General features: G+C 67.2%; 13 protein-coding genes. 7 read left to right on the top strand and 6 right to left on the bottom strand.

Annotation, left to right across the window (positions count from 1 at the left end; translation table 11 throughout):
- The first annotated feature begins 75 nt into the window (after window positions 1-75).
- Complete coding sequence (locus VHP37_19850) at window positions 76-876, top strand: SDR family oxidoreductase (GenBank protein HEX2828618.1); 801 nt, start codon at window positions 76-78, stop codon at window positions 874-876.
- A 134-nt stretch (window positions 877-1,010) separates the two neighbouring features.
- Here the strand turns inward: VHP37_19850 and VHP37_19845 are convergent, their stop codons facing one another.
- Genes VHP37_19845 through VHP37_19835 form a run of 3 tightly spaced genes read right to left on the bottom strand, consistent with a single transcriptional unit; the run spans window position 1,011 to window position 5,632 of the window.
- Window positions 1,011-1,898: a VOC family protein gene (locus VHP37_19845; GenBank protein HEX2828617.1), complete on the bottom strand. Its 888-nt coding sequence runs from the start codon at window positions 1,896-1,898 to the stop codon at window positions 1,011-1,013.
- Between the two features lies 1 nt (window position 1,899).
- Window positions 1,900-2,310 carry a GFA family protein gene (locus VHP37_19840; protein ID HEX2828616.1) on the bottom strand — a complete coding sequence of 137 codons (411 nt, stop codon included), beginning with the start codon at window positions 2,308-2,310 and terminating at the stop codon, window positions 1,900-1,902.
- 31 nt (window positions 2,311-2,341) lie between these two features.
- The gene (locus VHP37_19835; protein ID HEX2828615.1) at window positions 2,342-5,632 is read right to left on the bottom strand and encodes a patatin-like protein; all 3,291 of its coding nucleotides are present in this window, start codon (window positions 5,630-5,632) and stop codon (window positions 2,342-2,344) included.
- Between the two features lie 273 nt (window positions 5,633-5,905).
- On the opposite strand from VHP37_19835, the gene VHP37_19830 reads away from it, so the two are divergent.
- Window positions 5,906-7,132: a hypothetical protein gene (locus VHP37_19830; protein HEX2828614.1), complete on the top strand. Its 1,227-nt coding sequence runs from the start codon at window positions 5,906-5,908 to the stop codon at window positions 7,130-7,132.
- Between the two features lie 23 nt (window positions 7,133-7,155).
- Here VHP37_19830 and VHP37_19825 read toward each other — a convergent pair whose 3' ends face one another.
- The 3 genes from VHP37_19825 to VHP37_19815 are packed head-to-tail and all read right to left on the bottom strand — an operon-like array spanning window position 7,156 to window position 10,436.
- Window positions 7,156-8,439 carry a hypothetical protein gene (locus VHP37_19825; GenBank protein HEX2828613.1) on the bottom strand — a complete coding sequence of 428 codons (1,284 nt, stop codon included), beginning with the start codon at window positions 8,437-8,439 and terminating at the stop codon, window positions 7,156-7,158.
- Window positions 8,440-8,443: 4 nt separating this feature from the next.
- Window positions 8,444-8,974: a hypothetical protein gene (locus tag VHP37_19820; GenBank protein ID HEX2828612.1), complete on the bottom strand. Its 531-nt coding sequence runs from the start codon at window positions 8,972-8,974 to the stop codon at window positions 8,444-8,446.
- 58 nt (window positions 8,975-9,032) lie between these two features.
- Window positions 9,033-10,436, bottom strand: a complete 1,404-nt coding sequence (locus tag VHP37_19815; GenBank protein ID HEX2828611.1) for an MmgE/PrpD family protein — start codon at window positions 10,434-10,436, stop codon at window positions 9,033-9,035.
- A 283-nt stretch (window positions 10,437-10,719) separates the two neighbouring features.
- On the opposite strand from VHP37_19815, the gene VHP37_19810 reads away from it, so the two are divergent.
- The 5 genes from VHP37_19810 to VHP37_19790 all read left to right on the top strand — a co-directional run bounded on the left by VHP37_19810 (window position 10,720) and on the right by VHP37_19790 (window position 15,550).
- Window positions 10,720-11,706 carry a sigma-54 dependent transcriptional regulator gene (locus VHP37_19810; GenBank protein HEX2828610.1) on the top strand — a complete coding sequence of 329 codons (987 nt, stop codon included), beginning with the start codon at window positions 10,720-10,722 and terminating at the stop codon, window positions 11,704-11,706.
- A gap of 296 nt (window positions 11,707-12,002) precedes the next feature.
- Window positions 12,003-12,251 (top strand): hypothetical protein, encoded by a 249-nt coding sequence (locus tag VHP37_19805; GenBank protein HEX2828609.1) that lies wholly within the window; start codon window positions 12,003-12,005, stop codon window positions 12,249-12,251.
- 103 nt (window positions 12,252-12,354) lie between these two features.
- Window positions 12,355-12,942: a DUF4255 domain-containing protein gene (locus VHP37_19800; protein HEX2828608.1), complete on the top strand. Its 588-nt coding sequence runs from the start codon at window positions 12,355-12,357 to the stop codon at window positions 12,940-12,942.
- Complete coding sequence (locus VHP37_19795; GenBank protein ID HEX2828607.1) at window positions 12,939-13,757, top strand: hypothetical protein; 819 nt, start codon at window positions 12,939-12,941, stop codon at window positions 13,755-13,757. Before VHP37_19800 ends, VHP37_19795 begins: the two co-directional genes overlap by 4 nt.
- A gap of 17 nt (window positions 13,758-13,774) precedes the next feature.
- Complete coding sequence (locus VHP37_19790; protein ID HEX2828606.1) at window positions 13,775-15,550, top strand: phage tail sheath subtilisin-like domain-containing protein; 1,776 nt, start codon at window positions 13,775-13,777, stop codon at window positions 15,548-15,550.
- Window positions 15,551-15,611 lie beyond the last annotated feature (61 nt).

The following is a 15,611-nucleotide window of genomic DNA, read 5'->3' as shown; positions in this document are numbered from 1 at the left end:
CCGCGTGTGCATGCGGAGCCGATGCACGGGGGTGGGTATACTAACTTAGGCAATCGTTCAGTTACGGAGAAGAACTTGGGCAGACTCGACGGCAAAGTGGCATTCCTCACCGGCGGCGGCGCGGGCATCGCGAAAGCGACCGCGAAGGCGTACGTGCGCGAAGGCGCGAAGGTCGCGCTCGCGGAGATCGACCGCGAAGCCGGCGAGCGCGCGCAGCGCGAGATCGGAGAGGAGCACGCGCTCTTCATCCACACCGACGTGACGAGCGACGAAGCGGTCGCGCGCGCGATTCGACAGACCGTCGAGCGCTTCGGCCGCCTCGACGTGCTCTTCAACTGCGCGGGCGGGTCGTTGCAGGAAGACGTGCGGACTCACGAGATGTCGCTGGAGATCTGGCAGAAGACCATCGCGCTCAACCTCTTGCACCCGTTCCTCGCCTGCCGTCACGGCATCCCGCACATGATGAAAGCGGGCGGCGGGTCCATCATCAACTTCGCGTCGCACCTGGGGATGATCGGCTCGGAGAAGCCCGCCTACGCCGCCGCGAAAGGCGGCATCGTGTCGTTCACCAAGACGCTCGCGGCGCAATACGCCGATCACGGCATCCGCGCCAACGCGATCGCGCCGGCGATCGTGCGCACCGAGCGCTCGATCAAGCGCTGGGAGAACAAGGACATGATGCTCGCCGAGACACCGACCAGGTCGATGCGCGAGCGACAGGCGAAGACGAAGCTCTATCCGTTCTCCATCGGCGAGCCCGAGCACATCGCCGCGATCGGCGTCTTCCTCGCGTCGGACGAGTCGCGCATGGTCAACGGGACCACCATCGCGGCGGACGGGGGGAGGTCGTCGTATCTGAGGGTGCTTGCGGAGTAGCGTCATTCCCGAACCGCGGGAGCGGGACTGTCGGGAATCCATTCGACGCGCAGCGTCGTCCTGGCGAAAGCCAGGATCCATTCTCAGAATCTTAAAGTCGAAATGGGTCCCCGCCTGCGCGGGGACGACGATGCTCACTCCGGCCCGACGAAGCCTATATACGCGCCGCACGCCACGTCCGGCGTCGCGAGCATCGCGTGCTCGCCGGTGTTGCGCACGCCGCGGGCGAGCGGCGGCAGACCCTGCTCCGCCATCCACTTCGCCGCCGCGCCCATGCTCGTCGTGCGATAGAGCGCCTGGAAAGGGCCGGGACCGCGCTGCTTCAGCCACTCCGACGCCGGACCGTCCGCGTAAGGCTGCGCGATGCCGAGCCCGTTCGGGCCGATCTGGAACACCGCCATGTTCGACATGATGACCGTGCCTTTTTGCAGCGGCGGCTGGGGAATGCCGAGTACTTTCGCATACACCGCCGCCGCGCTTTCAGCATCGTTCACCGCGACGTAAGCGCGCTCGAGCGTGTACACGCCGTTGGGATGCCCGCCCGCGACGGGCACCGTGCGCCGGCGCTCCTCCAGCGCGGTCACGTGCTCGATGAAGAAGAGCGGCAGCGGATTGGCAGGTCCCGGCACCGCGAGCTTCCAGCTCAACGCCGCACCCGCGGGCGTGCGCCGCGAGCCTTCCATCGCATCGCTCACGTCGACCCCGCGCGTGCGCATCGCCGCGACGTCGGCGGCGAGATCGTCGCTCTGGATCACGACGTAGCGGATGCCGCCGCCCGCGGCGATGAAGTCCGGCAGCGGCGTGCCGCTCGGGCTCCACGACCGTGCGGCCTGCGCCTCGGCCTCGTCACGTATGCCGAGGAGTTCGACGTAATCGGCGTCGTTGTAAGCGATCGCGTTGTGCGTGCCTTTGCCCGGATGCACGCCGCCTTCGTACATGTTGAAGCCGAGCTTGCGGTACTGCCCGATCGCGCGCGCGAGGTCGGGCACGCAGATCATGAGGTGGTCGATGCGCGTGAACATGTCAGCCCGCGTATTCGGTGAAGTGGGGCATGTCGCCGCATTCGACGTACCACGGCGCCCTGGAATCCCAGAAGATGCTGTGCTCGGGCCGCAGGCCCGGATCGCCGTCGAGCGTGCCCGCCGGCACCAGCATGTCGTCACGCGTGCGGATCGCATGCGGAACGCGCGTCCCGCACTCGGTGCACGTCCACACCGAGAAGCGCTGCGCGCCCGGCAGGTCGTAGCGCTTGATCGACGACTCGCCGGCGAGCCATTCGAACTGCGACTTCGGCACCACCAGGTTCGCCGCATGCGCGCTGCCCGACGCCTTGCGGCAGCGGCTGCAATGACAGTAGCGGAATGCGGTGTAAGGACCGGCGACCGTGAACTTCACGGTGCCGCACAGACAGCTTCCCCCGACGTGCTCACCCATCGCTCTTCTCCGTTGTGGTGACGACCGCAGTTTAAGACCAAAGCCGGAACCACTCGAGGTCGAAGACGCGGTCGATGCCGAGCACCGCGAAGCCGAGCACCGCCAGCACGACGAGTCCCAGCGAAGCGTACAGCCAACCGCGCTTCAAGCGCATGAGGTCGCCGAGCACGGTGACGGTGAGCCCGACGAGCAGCGTGAGCGACAGCGACAGCCAGCCGAAGTGAGCGGCGGCGTCATGGTTCAGCACGAGCCCGCCGGCGAGGATCAGCGCCTCGAACGCGACGAGCACCTTGAACCAGTGATAGAAGAGCAGGTTCTTGAGCGACCCCGGCACCGCGAGCTGGACCAGTCCCCAGAACACGCCGCCGAAGCGCGCCACCCACGCGAGGTGCTTCGATTGCTCGCCCGAGCGCGCCTGGCGCGCGATGTCCTCGAACATCTTGCCCACGACCTGCGTCGAGCGCGACACCCATTCGAGCACCGGCTTGGGATCGAGCCGGCGGTCCACCGCGTAGTCCTCGCGCATCACCCTCAACAGCTGGCGCCCGGTCAGCATGCCGTTCACCACGCGCTCGACGTCGCGCTCCCTTTGCCGGCGCGCGTGCTCTTCCGCGCGCAGGATGTCGGCGTCGGGGGACGGCGTCCTGAAGAGGCTTTTGGCGATGGCGCCGCCGATGTCCCTGCGCCGCGCCGATTGCGCGACCTCGTCGAGGATCGCCACGTGCGCCTCCTCGATGAGGTGCGCACGCAGCGGCTCGTCCGCGAGATCGGGCAGCACCGCGGTGACGAGCCTTTCCACGCCGTCGAGCCGTCCCCACATGATGTCGTTCTCGCGCCACGCCTCGTCGAGGAAGCCGCCGAAGTTGAAGAGCGACGTCCCCGCGAGCTTGTGCCGCCGCTGCTCGCGCTCGTTGACGATGCGCGTCGCATCCTCGGGGCTGATGCGGTAGATGCGCACCGGCTCGGCCTCGCCGACGTCGGTGCCGTAGAGGATGGGGAACGTGACCTGGTCGTAGTCCTCGAAGTTGAGAAACTCGTTCCAGAGGTAGCTGCCGACCGCCGCTTCCACCGGATCGCGGTCCGGCGCCGCGGTCGCGGGATCGAGCACGCTCTTCACGCCGTTGAACGCCTGGTCGAACACGTCGTAGAGATAGGCTTTGAGCCCTTCGGCGGTCGACTCGAGGTCGAGCGCGAACGAAGCCGGCAGGCCGTAAGCGGCCGGATCGGCGAGGAGCTCGCGCACGCGGGCCTCGCGCTCCTCGTTCGTCACCGCCTGCGAGTACGCTGCCGAGGCGACGATCGCCGCCATGTGCGCGACGTCGGGCAGCCTGGCGGACCACGCCGGATCCCATTGCAGCCCCAGGATGAACTTCAGATGCAGCCTGGCGATGCCCAGCGTCTGCACCGCCGCCGGCAGCGCCGGAAGCGCGCCGCCCGCGCCGCCGGACTGCTGCGCGCCTTCCTCGATCGCCACGCGCGCGCGCTGCAGCTGGTGCTCGACCGTGTTGAGCGTCTGTTTGAGCGCGGTCAACGCCTGCTTGAAGATCCGCTTGTGGGTCGTGTCGTAGTCGTAGCCGTAACGCTTGAGATGGCGATACGCGTTCTGCAGCTCGCCGCTCGCGTCGGGGTCTTCGAGCGCCTCGCGCGTGGAATCGCTCACGCGGTGCAACAGGTCGATCTGGCGGCGCACGAAGGTCATACGCCTCACGCGAAAGCCCAGGTCGAAATCGTCGAGGAACGCGTTGACGCTGGGACGCCCTTCCTCGCGGTAGTCCGAGTAATGGGCGACGCGCCACACGTGCATGATCGCGCGCACCGCGAGGAACTCGTCCGAGGTCGTGTCGAACCGCGCCGCCCTGGTGAAGCAGCGCGCCAGCGTGTCGGTGGCGTCGGCGATGCGCATGCGGCGGTACGGGATGTACGCGATGCCGTAGGTATCGATCGTGTCGGGCAGGTACTTGTCGCGCCAGTCGGTGCGCTCGACGCCCGGCGCTTCGCGATCGGCCTTGAAGATGTCGTTGCGGACCTGGTTGAGCGTGCGGTCCGCGCGCTCGATCAGGCGATTGCGGTCGAGCAGGCGCTGCAGGTCCTCGCGTATCGTCTCCTGCCGCGGCAGGTCCATCAGCGCCCCGTACACGTTGCGCAGCGCGTTGGGCCGCGACAGCAGGTCCGCGCCTTCCTCCGGATGCTCCGGCGAAGGCTCGATATAGAGCAGCTTGCGGTCGACCGGATAGTTGCTGTAGCGCCGCGCGAGCGTCTCGGTCACGTAGGTGAACGGCTTGTTGTCGAGATAGCCGCCGTCGCCGAACGGCCGGTGCAGGAAATCGAGGTCGTCGTAGTTCGCGGCCGAGCCGAAGCTCTCGGTGAAATAGCGCCGCCACTTCGGGTCCGGCGCCACCGGCCCGGGTCCGAAGCCGGCCGACGTCTTGCACACCGCGTCGACGTCCTCGAGGCACATCGGCTCGAACGCGAACGGGAACGACGAGGTGCAGCGCGCGGCGAACGCGAGGAACGGATTGTGGCCCGCGGTGAAATCGTCGGCCTCCGGCGTGAGGCCGCCGGCGCCGTAGCGGAAGTGGAAGACGTTGCGGTGGCGCTTCTCGTACACCACGCGGTCGGCGAGGCGGATCGGCAGCGCGACGCCGTAGAGGTCGGTGGTCGTGACGTAGAGATCGAGCTCGTCGACGTACGGCGACACCGCCGCGGCCGGAAGATCGGCGCGCGACTTGTCGACGTCGCGAAAAGCGCCGAGCAGCTTGTAATACATGCGCCGGCTGTTGAGCAGCGAGCGCGGCGGGTCGACGAGCTCGACGTTCGTCATGCCGGCCAGCGATTTCTTGTCGTTGATGAGGCTGCCGAGGTCGCCTTCCTTCACCCACAGGTTCTTCAGGCCCGCGATCGACTTGTCCTTCGCCATCGCCTTGGCGAGGAAGATCGCGTTGATGCCGCCCGCGGACGTGCCCGACAGGATGTCGATGACGAAGCGCGTGCCGATCGTGGCGTCGGTGTCGACGCAGCGATCGACTTCGGGCGCGGCTTTGCGGGCGGGGTTGCCGGCGTCCGCGAGCCACTGCCGGTAATCCTCGCGAAGCGCGCGGCTGCCCGCGAGGTACGCGAGCTTGCGGTAGATTCTTTCGGTGCTCTTCAGGTCCGCCGCGGGCAGCGCACCGGCGCTGCGCGAGGGATCGCCGTCGGCATAGCCCGTCGCCCGGACGAGGTTGAGCAGCTCCTGCGCGACGCCGTTGATGTAGATCGCGAGCGACACGCCGCCGTACATGACGACCGCGAAGCGCACTTCCTGAACGACGTCGAGCGGAGCCATCGTCCTCCCTTACCACCTTACGAGTTTGACGGGCGCAGCGGCAATGAAAAACAGGCCCGGGATCAGTGCCTCGGCAGGCACGCAAATGTTATCTACTATCGGGAACCGCGCGTTGCAGGTCGAGTCCATCGAGTCGCTCTGGCGGCTCGATCCGTCGTCCCGGGGCGACGCCGGCGAGCCATGGGGCGATGAGCGTGTCACGATTCGGGTGCCGGCGCGATATAGCTCTGAGTAACCCGGATTGTCGTGCCCACGGCACGGAAAGGGGGATTGGTGGCCAGGAAATATGCGGCCGGGGAGTTCAATGAGCTCAGCCGGCTTTTCGAAGCGCTCGTCGGCAAATTCGCCACGGAGCTCCGTCCCGACATGGCGGACGCCTTCAGGAACGACTTCGAGAAGGCAGTCGCCGAGCAGTGGCTGCAATCTGCGAAAGGGACGCTCGAAGGCTTGATCGGGACCGCGGTAACGTCTGCCGAAACCGAAACCGAGGAGCGCCGGCTTCTCGAGCAATTGCGCGTCGAGATCGCTGCTGCGAACGGACGGCTGGACGCGGCTGCGCTCCAGCAGGAGGTTGACTCGGCGTCCGACGTGCTCTCCCAGGTCGTCGTAGGGCGCTGGCTGGACCGCCTCGCCCGCGAAGCGCGAGAGCGTGCGGAGTCGCCGTTGAATGAAAGCATGCTCCCGGGTTTGGTCGCGTTGCAGGATCTCTGCAAGAGCGTCGATTTCGGGGTCTATGGCGTCGATGACGGGATCGTCATGGGCGCGTTCCGGCGCTTCAAGGATTCGCTGGAGGCCCACTTTTACGAGGCTGCGGCTCCCGCGCCGATCGCCCTCGCCACTCGGCTTTTCATCGTCCCGTTACGCACTGGCGCAGAGTATCCATACCTGCTGGTGAGCGACCCCGCGCGTGCCGCGGAGCTCGCGCGCGCCGAACACGAGCGGCGCCAAAAGGCGGACACCGACGCCCTGATGGCGGAGCTGCGACAGCGCTACCGCGGCATCCTGCAGGAGGTGCGGGGCTGGCTGATACCCAATCCAGCCACCAAAGTCAGGGACGATTTGCTGGGAGCGGTCCTGCTGATCTACCAAAATCCCGACGGAACATGGAAGCACTTCTCCAACAGCAAAGTCGACCCGGTGAGAATGGCCGACCTGCGCTTCATGAACATGGTGGAAGAGGGCGCGGACCGATACGGCAGCTGGGTCGGACTGGACGCCGCCGAGCGCAAGCGCAGAATCGGCGAGCAGCGCACGAAAATACTCGAAAACCTCCACGACTACTGTGTGGACGCAGGGGTATCGAGGCAGGTCGGTGTTGACCTCTATAGCCACGCGGTCGCGGCGCGGATCATGCCGCCGCTCAAATTCGAGAAGCACGTGCGAGCGGACTACAACATGCAGGTCGTGCTCGACACGACGTTCAGCGTCAGCGGCGAAAAATCGAAGAAGCTCGCCTACGACGCGTTCGGCAATCTCGCGAGCCACTACCTGCACTTGTGAAGGCCGCGGGTTGCGGGCAAGCGCTATAAGGGCAGCGTCGTCGTCGAGCCGAGGTCGTCCAGCTCCGCGTATTCCGCGATGCCCGCGTGATAGGCGAGCACCACCCGATTCAAACGCACCGAATCGCGGTAGCGCGGGTCGATCTCGAACCGCAACTGCTGGAACTGGCGGCTGTGCGGAAATATCGTCGCCGCCGGATACTTCTTCCGGTCTCGCGGCTCCGGATCGTCGCCCGCGCCGCTCCGGACCGCCTTGCTCGATCGCACCAGCATGAGCGGCCCGCCGACGAGCTGAAGCTGCTTCGCGCCGAGATCGCCCTGGTAGATCTCCTTGACGTTGTCGGGCAGACCGGTCCCGGGGAAAGCGGCGTGTGTGTGCCCGCTGAGCACCACGTGGATCCGCGGACTGTCGCCGTGCGACGCGTGCAGCGGTTGCTGTAGCTCGCGCGCGAATCCATCGCCGCCGTCGAGACACATTTGCTGCAGCGTAAACAGCAGCGATCTGATACGCCGCTCACCGAGCTGGAACGGAAAGGCGATCGGGTGGTGGATCGCCAGTACTCGTAACGCGCGGCCGCAGGATCGCCCGGACTGCGACTCGATCTCGCGCACGAGCGTGTCGCGCGCCTCTTTCCCGACGCTCCCGATCGCACGCGAATTGGCCCACCAGTCGAAACGCACCGAATCCACGGCATAGAGCTCCACCCGTATCTTGTCGCCGGGGCGCCATGGATCCTCGACCTGGGGGCTGACGAGTGGCGTCAGCCACCGTTCGCTCTGCCACTCCTGCCATTCGCGCACCCGTCGACGCTGGGCTTCTTCGATCTCGACCCACGCTGAACCGCCCGCGAGAAATGCCGGCTGCGTGCCCGGCCACGCATCGTGGTTCCCGAAGATCGAGCGCAACCGGCAGCCGGGCAGTGCGGTCGACCATCCCTCGAGCTGGGTGCGCCCGCGCGTCATCGAGACGGCGTCCCCGTAGGTGGTCAGGTCGCCGGTATCCACGAGCCACGTAGCCGGCACGGCCTCTCCGCCTCCGCCGAACCACTCCGGCGCGCTGCCGGGAAGTTCCGTCAAATACCTGCCGAATGCATCTTCCGCTCCGACATCTTCGTCGAGTGTGCCTTCGCGCCAGCCATAGAGATCCAACCTGTCGACCGCGTCGCGCACCGCCAAGCGCGCGCGCGCGAATGCAAGCCGGCCGTTCCGGCACTCCGCTTCGAGCGCGCGCCGGTCCTTGTAGTCGCGACACATGTGCAGATCCGTGACGTGGATCACCTGGGCCAGCCTGGCAACGGTATTCGCCATGGACCTATCCTCCGAGGTACTCGTAGGGATCCGAACCAAACCGGGCGCGCAGACGCTCCCGCAACATCTGCCGCAACCTGCTGAGCCGTTTGCGCTCCGCCGGCGTGAGCGCCTCCAGTTTGTCGCCTGAGGAGAGCTGCTCGCGCAGCAATAACTGCTGATCGGACTCCGACAGGTCCGTCAGCAACAGCAGCACCGCCGACAATAGCTCGCGATAGCGGAAGCGAACGTCGTGCTCCTCGACCTCTGCGATGGTGGACGCCGCGTTGAGCTCGCTTGCCGCGCGCCTCACTGCCCCGCGGTACCGGTCCGCGGCACGCCGCTTCGTTATCGCGTAGGCGAGCGCCATCAGCTCGTCATCCTGCGACAGCACGTCGTTCCGGCGCTGCACGAATGCGAACAGGTCGGCGAGCGCGTCCTGCAATATGTCTTCGTGATCCGCACTCAGCGGGCGAAAATGACGCAGCAGATATCGCCGCAGCCGAGGCAGCGCACGCTCGCAGAATGCCTCGTAGCTCTTTCGCGGGTCGTTCATGTCGGCGTACTGCAACCGGGCGGAGGTCGTCTTGCCGTCGGAGCCGCTGCGCGTGCGATCATGTCACCGTGGCAGGCCCGATGAGATCGATCAGCTGGCCGATTGACTGGAGCCGCTCGAGCCGTGCCACGGTCTCGACGATACGCTGCGCCCGCGCAGCATCGACGCACGGCGCGACCACGTGTTTGAACTTGCGCTCGATGTCCTCGCGCGACAGCGGGTTCTCGGGGCTGCCGCGGCGGTCCAGCAAGAGCTTCTCGAACACGCGCCCGTCGCGCGTCGTCAGCTTCACGCGCGCCGCGTGGCGGTATTTCGCGCCCATCTTCTCGATCTCGGGATCGACGTACGCGGTCACGCGCGTCACGAAGTCGAGGATGCGCGGATCGCGCAGGCGCGACTCGTGGTACTGCTCGGTGAACGCGACGCCGTCGATCGCGATCACCGCCAGCCCGTAATAAAGGTTCATCTGCGCCGCGGTCACGCCCTGCGCCTTGTATTCCCACGCGCAGTGCACGTGGGTCATCGGCGAGAGTCCGGTCTCCAGTCGGGCGATGTCTTCGGCAACGAGCTTGTGCTCGTTCATGATGTCGCCGAGGCCGTCGAGCGCGGTGTGGATGCTGGTGACGCTCGCGTGCGGCTTGTAGCCCACCTGCAGCGTCTCCCACTTGGTGCCCAGGCCTTCGGTGAGGCGCGGCGGGTTCGGCTCGTCCGAGTGCGTCGTCAGATAGCCGCCGTACGGCGCTTCGAGCACGTCCGGTATCCCCGTGAAGCCGTCGCGCGCGAGCAGCGCCGAATACACGCCGCTCTGCGCCGCGCGTCCGCTGTGGAACCGCTTCACCATCGCGCCTTCCTGCGCCGCCATGAGTCCGCCGCCCTGCGACCCGACGATGCCGAGCGCGTGCTGGAACCGGTCGGCGTCCAGCCCGAGCGCACGCGCCGCGGTCGCCGCCGCGACGAACGCGCCCGACGTGCCCTGCGGGTGGAAGCCACGGAAGAAGAGGCTCATCGTGGCCGCCGAGCCGACGCGGTGGCCGATCTCGTAGCCCGCGACCATGGCGGTGATCAGGTCTTTGCCGGACGCGTTGCCCTGCATCTCGGCGAGCGCGAGCGCGACCGGCGTGGCGATCGATCCGGCGTGGATGATCGATTCCTTGTGGATGTCGTCGAGCTCGAACGCGTGGCCCGAGGTGCCGTTGACGAGGCACGCCAGCGAAGCCGAGCTCTTGCGTCCGAAGCCGATATAGGACGCCACGCCTTGCGCGCGCTCGAGATCGGCGAGGTCCGCGACCTTGCGGGTCCACGGCAGCGTCGCGCCGTACAGACAGCAGCCGATGCTGTCGAGGATCGAGAGCTTGATGCGCTCGACCGCGTCGGCGGGGATCCCGGTGTACTGGAGGCTCGCGCCGAAGCGCGCGAGATCGCGCGTCGCGTGAGCGAGCAGCGGCGACTTGTCAGTGCTCATCTCTACATTTCCTTCAGGGGTATCGGACGATCGATTGTAGCTTCGGCCGCGCTGCTCAACGTTTGAGCAGCCGCGTCAACTTGTTCAATTACGTGTCGTGATATCTCGCGCATGTCGTCCGCATGTCGCCGCATGCGTGCACGATGCGAAACATCGCGGCTTATGCCCTCGGGTGTCATTGAAATAGCATCATGCGAGGTATATAAGTTGCTGTTCGTGTCTCATTTGCGGATCGCACCGGCGCCCAGACGCTGCTGGAGCTCGGCTCGCGGGATGTAAGCGCATGGACAAGAGCGATTTCCACCTCGTCGGGCAGTCGCAGGCTTTCGCCGCCTCGGTCGCCCTCATCCGGAAGTTCGCGGCATGTAGCGCGACCGTGCTCATCCAGGGCGAGACCGGCACCGGCAAGGAGCTTGCGGCGCGCGCGATCCACTATCTCGGCGATCGCGCGAGCCAGCCGTTCATCCCCGTCAATTGCGGTGCGCTTCCCGATTCGCTCATCGAGAACGAGCTCTTCGGCCACGCGCGCGGCGCGTACACCGACGCGCGCGAAGCGCAGACCGGGCTCGTCGCGCGCGCCGAAGGCGGCACGCTCTTCCTCGACGAGATCGAGGCGATCTCGGCCAAGGGACAGGTCGTGCTGCTGCGCTTCCTCCAGGACGGGCTGTACCGGCCGCTCGGCGCGCGCGCCGCGGTGCGCGCCGACGTGCGCATCGTCGCCGCCACCAACGTCGCGCTGCCCGATCTCGTGCGCTCGGGCGCGTTCCGCCACGACCTCCTCTATCGTCTCGCGATACTCACCGTCGCGATGCCCGCGTTGCGCGACCGCGCCGGCGACGTCGAGCTGCTCGCGCTGCACATGTTGCGCAAGCTCGCCGCGCAATACGGCAAGCCGGCGCCCACGCTCGACGTCCAATCGCTCAGAGTGCTCTCCGAGCACCGCTGGCCGGGCAACGTGCGCGAGCTCGAGAACCTGATCCACCGCGAGCTCCTGCTGTGCGAAGGACCGACGCTGTCGATCGACCCGCAGCACGTCTTCGGGCCCGACGCATCGCCGTCGATCGCAGCCGAGCCCGCCAATGCCGCGCGCTCGTTCGCGAAAGCCAAAGCCGACGCGATCGCGCGCTTCGAGAAGAGCTATCTCCAGCAGGCGCTTTGCGCCGCCGAAGGCAACGTCACGCTCGCCGCGCGCCAGTGCGGCAAGGAGCGCCGAAGCTTCGGCAAGCTGCTCAAGAAGTACGGCATCGATCGCGAGATGTATTCGGCGTAATCGTCACTGCTTCACCCGTCACCGCTTCATCCGTCACTCTTTCGTACACACCACCGGGTCCAAACCGCCCCGCCACGGGTCCGCTGCGCCCCAGCGGCACTTGCCTTCTGATTCTCAAGAACATCGCATCGAGTTTGTCGGACGATCTCCGACGGCAGGCGCGACCCGCACGAACGCACGCACAAACGCACACCGCATCGCTTTGTCCTTGTGGCGCGCGGAGTTAGCGGCAATGCACGAAGCTGGCACGAAGCTCGCGTAAAGCGCAGCCCGTCGCACGCTGACAGGAGGCGCACGTGGGCGAGCCGCCCGACGCGGGCGTTGCGGTAGCCGACGCGATCCTGCGCTATCTCGCGCTGCATCCCGATGCGGCCGACAGCGAAGAAGGCATCGCCGAATGGTGGATGCCGGAGATGGGCATCGGCACGAACGCTCCGGCGGTCGCGGAAGCGCTGCGCAGCCTGCATCGCAACCGCCTGGTCGAGCGCGAGACGCTGCCCGACGGCCGCGTGATCTACCGCGCGAACAGCGCGATCGGAAATTAACCGGCGCAAAGTGGAAACCTACTTTGCGCCGCAAATGCATAACGAGAACTGAATCGCGGGCGAAGCCCGACGATTCAGCTGGAAAGGGCGACGAAAAAGCTACATGGCAAACGTCTTCGCGATCCATTCGGTCGGAAACTCGATCGCGACTTATCTGCGCAATACCTACCCCGCGCAGATCGCGGGTCGGACGATGCCGTCGTGCACGTTCGAAGCGATCTCGTGCGGCTCGCTCGCGGGCGACATCGACGAGGAGCCCACGCGCATCACGCTGCTCCTCTATCGCGCGACCGCCAACGAGCACACGCGCCAGATGCAGCCGCACACGTCCAAAGCGGGCATCTCGCCGCTCACGGTCGACCTGCATTACCTGCTCACCGCGTGGGGCGGCACCGCCGCCGACGAGCAGGTCATCTTCGCGTGGGCGCTGCGCCAGCTCCACGAGCATCCGCTGCTCGATGCGTCCACGCTCTCGCCCGAAGCCGGCTGGGCGCGCGACGAAGCGGTGCAGATCGTGCCGCACGAGCTCGAGCTGGAAGACCTGATGCGCATCTGGGACGCGCTCGATCCGGGCTACCGGCTGTCGGCAAGCTATATCGCGCGCCTGGTGCGCATCGATCCCGACGAGACCGCCGAGTACCGGCCGGTCGTCGCGACGCGCCTGCGCTACGGCGTGGAGGCCGACGCATGATCGTTCACGTGCGCGAAGTCGAGCGCGTCGAAGCGCGCGTGCTCGGTGCGGTGCGCTTCGTCGATGCCGCGACCGGCCTTGCGATCGAGACGCCGCTGCGCGTCACCGGCGAGGCCGGCGTCGAGCTCACGCGCAACCGCAGCGGGCTCACCGTCATCCGCCGCCATCCCGATCTCGCCGCGCACGCCGAGTCGTACTTCGAAGCGCCGGCCACGCCGGCGCTCGGCAGCGTCGAAGCCAGCCTCACGGTCGACGATCCGTCGGGTTTCTATCTCGCGCGCCGTGCGACGGTCGCGCTGCCGCGCGACGCGGATCCGGGTAACGCCGCCAACGCCAATTCGCTCTTCCGCGCCTTCGACGTCCCGATGTACCGCTCGCCGTCGGCGGCGCGCGGCGTCAACTGGACCGCGCTGCGGGTCTCGCTCTCGGACGAAGACAGCGGCGATGCGCTCGGCGGCGTGCTCCTGCGCGTCCTCTCCAACGGCGACGTGCTCGCACGCGGCATCACCGACTGGCGCGGCGAAGCGCTGGTGACGGTCGTCGGCGTCGCCGTCATGACATGGTCGGAGAACGACGACGACACCGTGATCGCCACCGGCATCGACGCGACGTTCGAAGCGATCTACAGCGAAGCCCACGGCAGCGCGCGCACCAGCGCCGCCGACGCGGCTTTCGGCCGCGCGCCGTCGGCGCTGCCGGCACCCGATCCCGAATCCATCGAAAGCGATCCCGATGCCGTGAAGACCACCGCGCCGGTGCATCTCACCGCCGGCGCCGAGCTCCCGCTCGCCCTGCAACTCGACCTCACCGCATGACACCAAGGAGATAAGCCATGCCTGAATACCTCGCCCCTGGCGTATACGTCGAAGAGACGAGCTTCCGGGCCAAATCGATCGAAGGCGTGGGCACGAGCACGACCGCTTTCGTCGGGCCGGCGCGCAAAGGTCCTTTCCGCGCGAACAGCAACGACCTCACCCAGCCCGAGATGCTCACGAGCTACGGCGACTTCGAGCGCCTCTACGGCACGTACAGCGACTTCGGCTACACCGGCGTGCGCAGGACCAACTATCTCGCGCACGCGGCGCGCGCGTTCTTCAACGAAGGCGGAGCGCGGCTCTACGTGTGCCGGGTGGTGGGCTCGAACGCGACGGCCGCGACCGCCGCGGCGAGCGCCGCGACCGGGGACGAAGCGATCGCGTTCACCGCGCGCTTCCCCGGCAGCGCCGGCAACGGCCGCATCGACATCACCGAGATCTCGACGCCGGCGTCGGACCGCGTGATGGAAAACGCGCCGCCCGGGACCTTCCTGCGCACCGGTCCCGCCGACACGCCGGTGCATCACGTGAAGATGGGCAGCACGTGGCACCCCGCGGCGAATCCCGCCGGCGCTGCCGCGGTCACATCGGAGCTCGCGGGCGCCACGCCTCGGGTCATCACGCTGATCGTCACCACGATCGACGACATGCCGCCGGGCGAGCCGCGCACCGGCGACCGCGCGCAGGGCAACGTGCTCTCGTACGAAGACCTCGGCCTGCATCCCTCGCATCCGCGCTACATCGGCACGGTGCTCAAGCAGACGCCCGACAGCCGCGCCGAGCAGCTCCAGAACGCCTACTTCATCAGCGTCGGCAAGGACGTCGCACCGAGCGAGCTGCAGTCGGCGCTCTTCACCGTCGACGCGAAGGCCGTCACCACGCGCACCCTCCTGCTCGACGGCGGCGCCGACGGCGATCCGCCCGGCAGCGCGGCCTATGCCTCCGCGCTCGAGCTCCTCGCGGGCATGGAAGACATCTCGATCGTGGCGGCGCCCGGCTCGGCCGCGTACGCCGATGCGCAGGCGATCAACGGCGCGCTGATCGCGCACGCCGAAGGCCGCCGCGCGTATCGCATCGCGGTGCTCGACACGCCGCCGCAGCAGACGCCCGGACAGGTGCGCACGCTGCGCGGCCTCATGGATTCGCGCTACGCCGCGCTCTATTACCCGTGGGTCGTCGTCTCGAACCCGCTGTTCAGGCCGGGCCGCGAAGACATCCCGCGCGAGATCGCGCTGCCGCCTTCCGGTTTCGTGTCCGGCATCTACGCGCGCAACGACATCCAGCGCGGCGTGCACAAGGCGCCCGCGAATGAGGTCGTGCGCAGCGCGCTGCGCTTCGAGGTCGACGTCAACTTCGGCCAGCAGGAAGGGCTCAACCCCATCGGCGTGAACTGCCTGCGGCTGCTGTCGGGACGCGGCTACCGCGTGTGGGGCGCGCGGCTCATCTCGAGCGACCCCGAGTGGAAATACGTGAGCGACCGGCGCTACTTCAACTATCTCGAAGCGTCGATCGACCGCGGCACGCAGTGGGCGGTGTTCGAGCCCAACGGCGAGCGCCTGTGGGCCAACGTGCGCCAGACGATCGCGGACTTCCTCTACAACGAGTGGCGCAACGGCGCGCTGCTCGGAGCATCGCAGGAAGAAGCGTTCTTCGTGCGCTGCGACCGCAGCACGATGACCCAGAACGATCTCGACAACGGCCGGCTCGTCTGCCTGATCGGCGTCGCGATCATCAGGCCCGCCGAATTCGTGATCTTCCGCATCGGCCAGAAGACGGCCGATTCGCGCGGCTGATTTTTGACCGCGCATCGACCACAAAACAGTCGATACGCGGCTGATTTTTTCGGGAGATGAA

Source organism: Burkholderiales bacterium, from assembly GCA_036262035.1.
Classification (GTDB): Bacteria; Pseudomonadota; Gammaproteobacteria; order Burkholderiales; family SG8-41; genus JAQGMV01.
Note: the sequence above shows the minus strand (reverse complement) of the source record. Positions and strands in the feature narration are given on the sequence as shown.

Excerpts from the sequence above, each read along its gene's own strand:
- VHP37_19845 (HEX2828617.1), bottom strand. The coding sequence starts at position 1,898 with ATGTTCACGCGCATCGACCACCTCATGATCTGCGTGCCCGACCTCGCG.
- VHP37_19840 (HEX2828616.1), bottom strand. The coding sequence starts at position 2,310 with ATGGGTGAGCACGTCGGGGGAAGCTGTCTGTGCGGCACCGTGAAGTTC.
- VHP37_19835 (HEX2828615.1), bottom strand. The coding sequence starts at position 5,632 with ATGGCTCCGCTCGACGTCGTTCAGGAAGTGCGCTTCGCGGTCGTCATG.
- VHP37_19825 (HEX2828613.1), bottom strand. The coding sequence starts at position 8,439 with ATGGCGAATACCGTTGCCAGGCTGGCCCAGGTGATCCACGTCACGGAT.
- VHP37_19820 (HEX2828612.1), bottom strand. The coding sequence starts at position 8,974 with ATGAACGACCCGCGAAAGAGCTACGAGGCATTCTGCGAGCGTGCGCTG.
- VHP37_19815 (HEX2828611.1), bottom strand. The coding sequence starts at position 10,436 with ATGAGCACTGACAAGTCGCCGCTGCTCGCTCACGCGACGCGCGATCTC.
- VHP37_19810 (HEX2828610.1), top strand. The coding sequence starts at position 10,720 with ATGGACAAGAGCGATTTCCACCTCGTCGGGCAGTCGCAGGCTTTCGCC.
- VHP37_19800 (HEX2828608.1), top strand. The coding sequence starts at position 12,355 with ATGGCAAACGTCTTCGCGATCCATTCGGTCGGAAACTCGATCGCGACT.
- VHP37_19795 (HEX2828607.1), top strand. The coding sequence starts at position 12,939 with ATGATCGTTCACGTGCGCGAAGTCGAGCGCGTCGAAGCGCGCGTGCTC.
- VHP37_19790 (HEX2828606.1), top strand. The coding sequence starts at position 13,775 with ATGCCTGAATACCTCGCCCCTGGCGTATACGTCGAAGAGACGAGCTTC.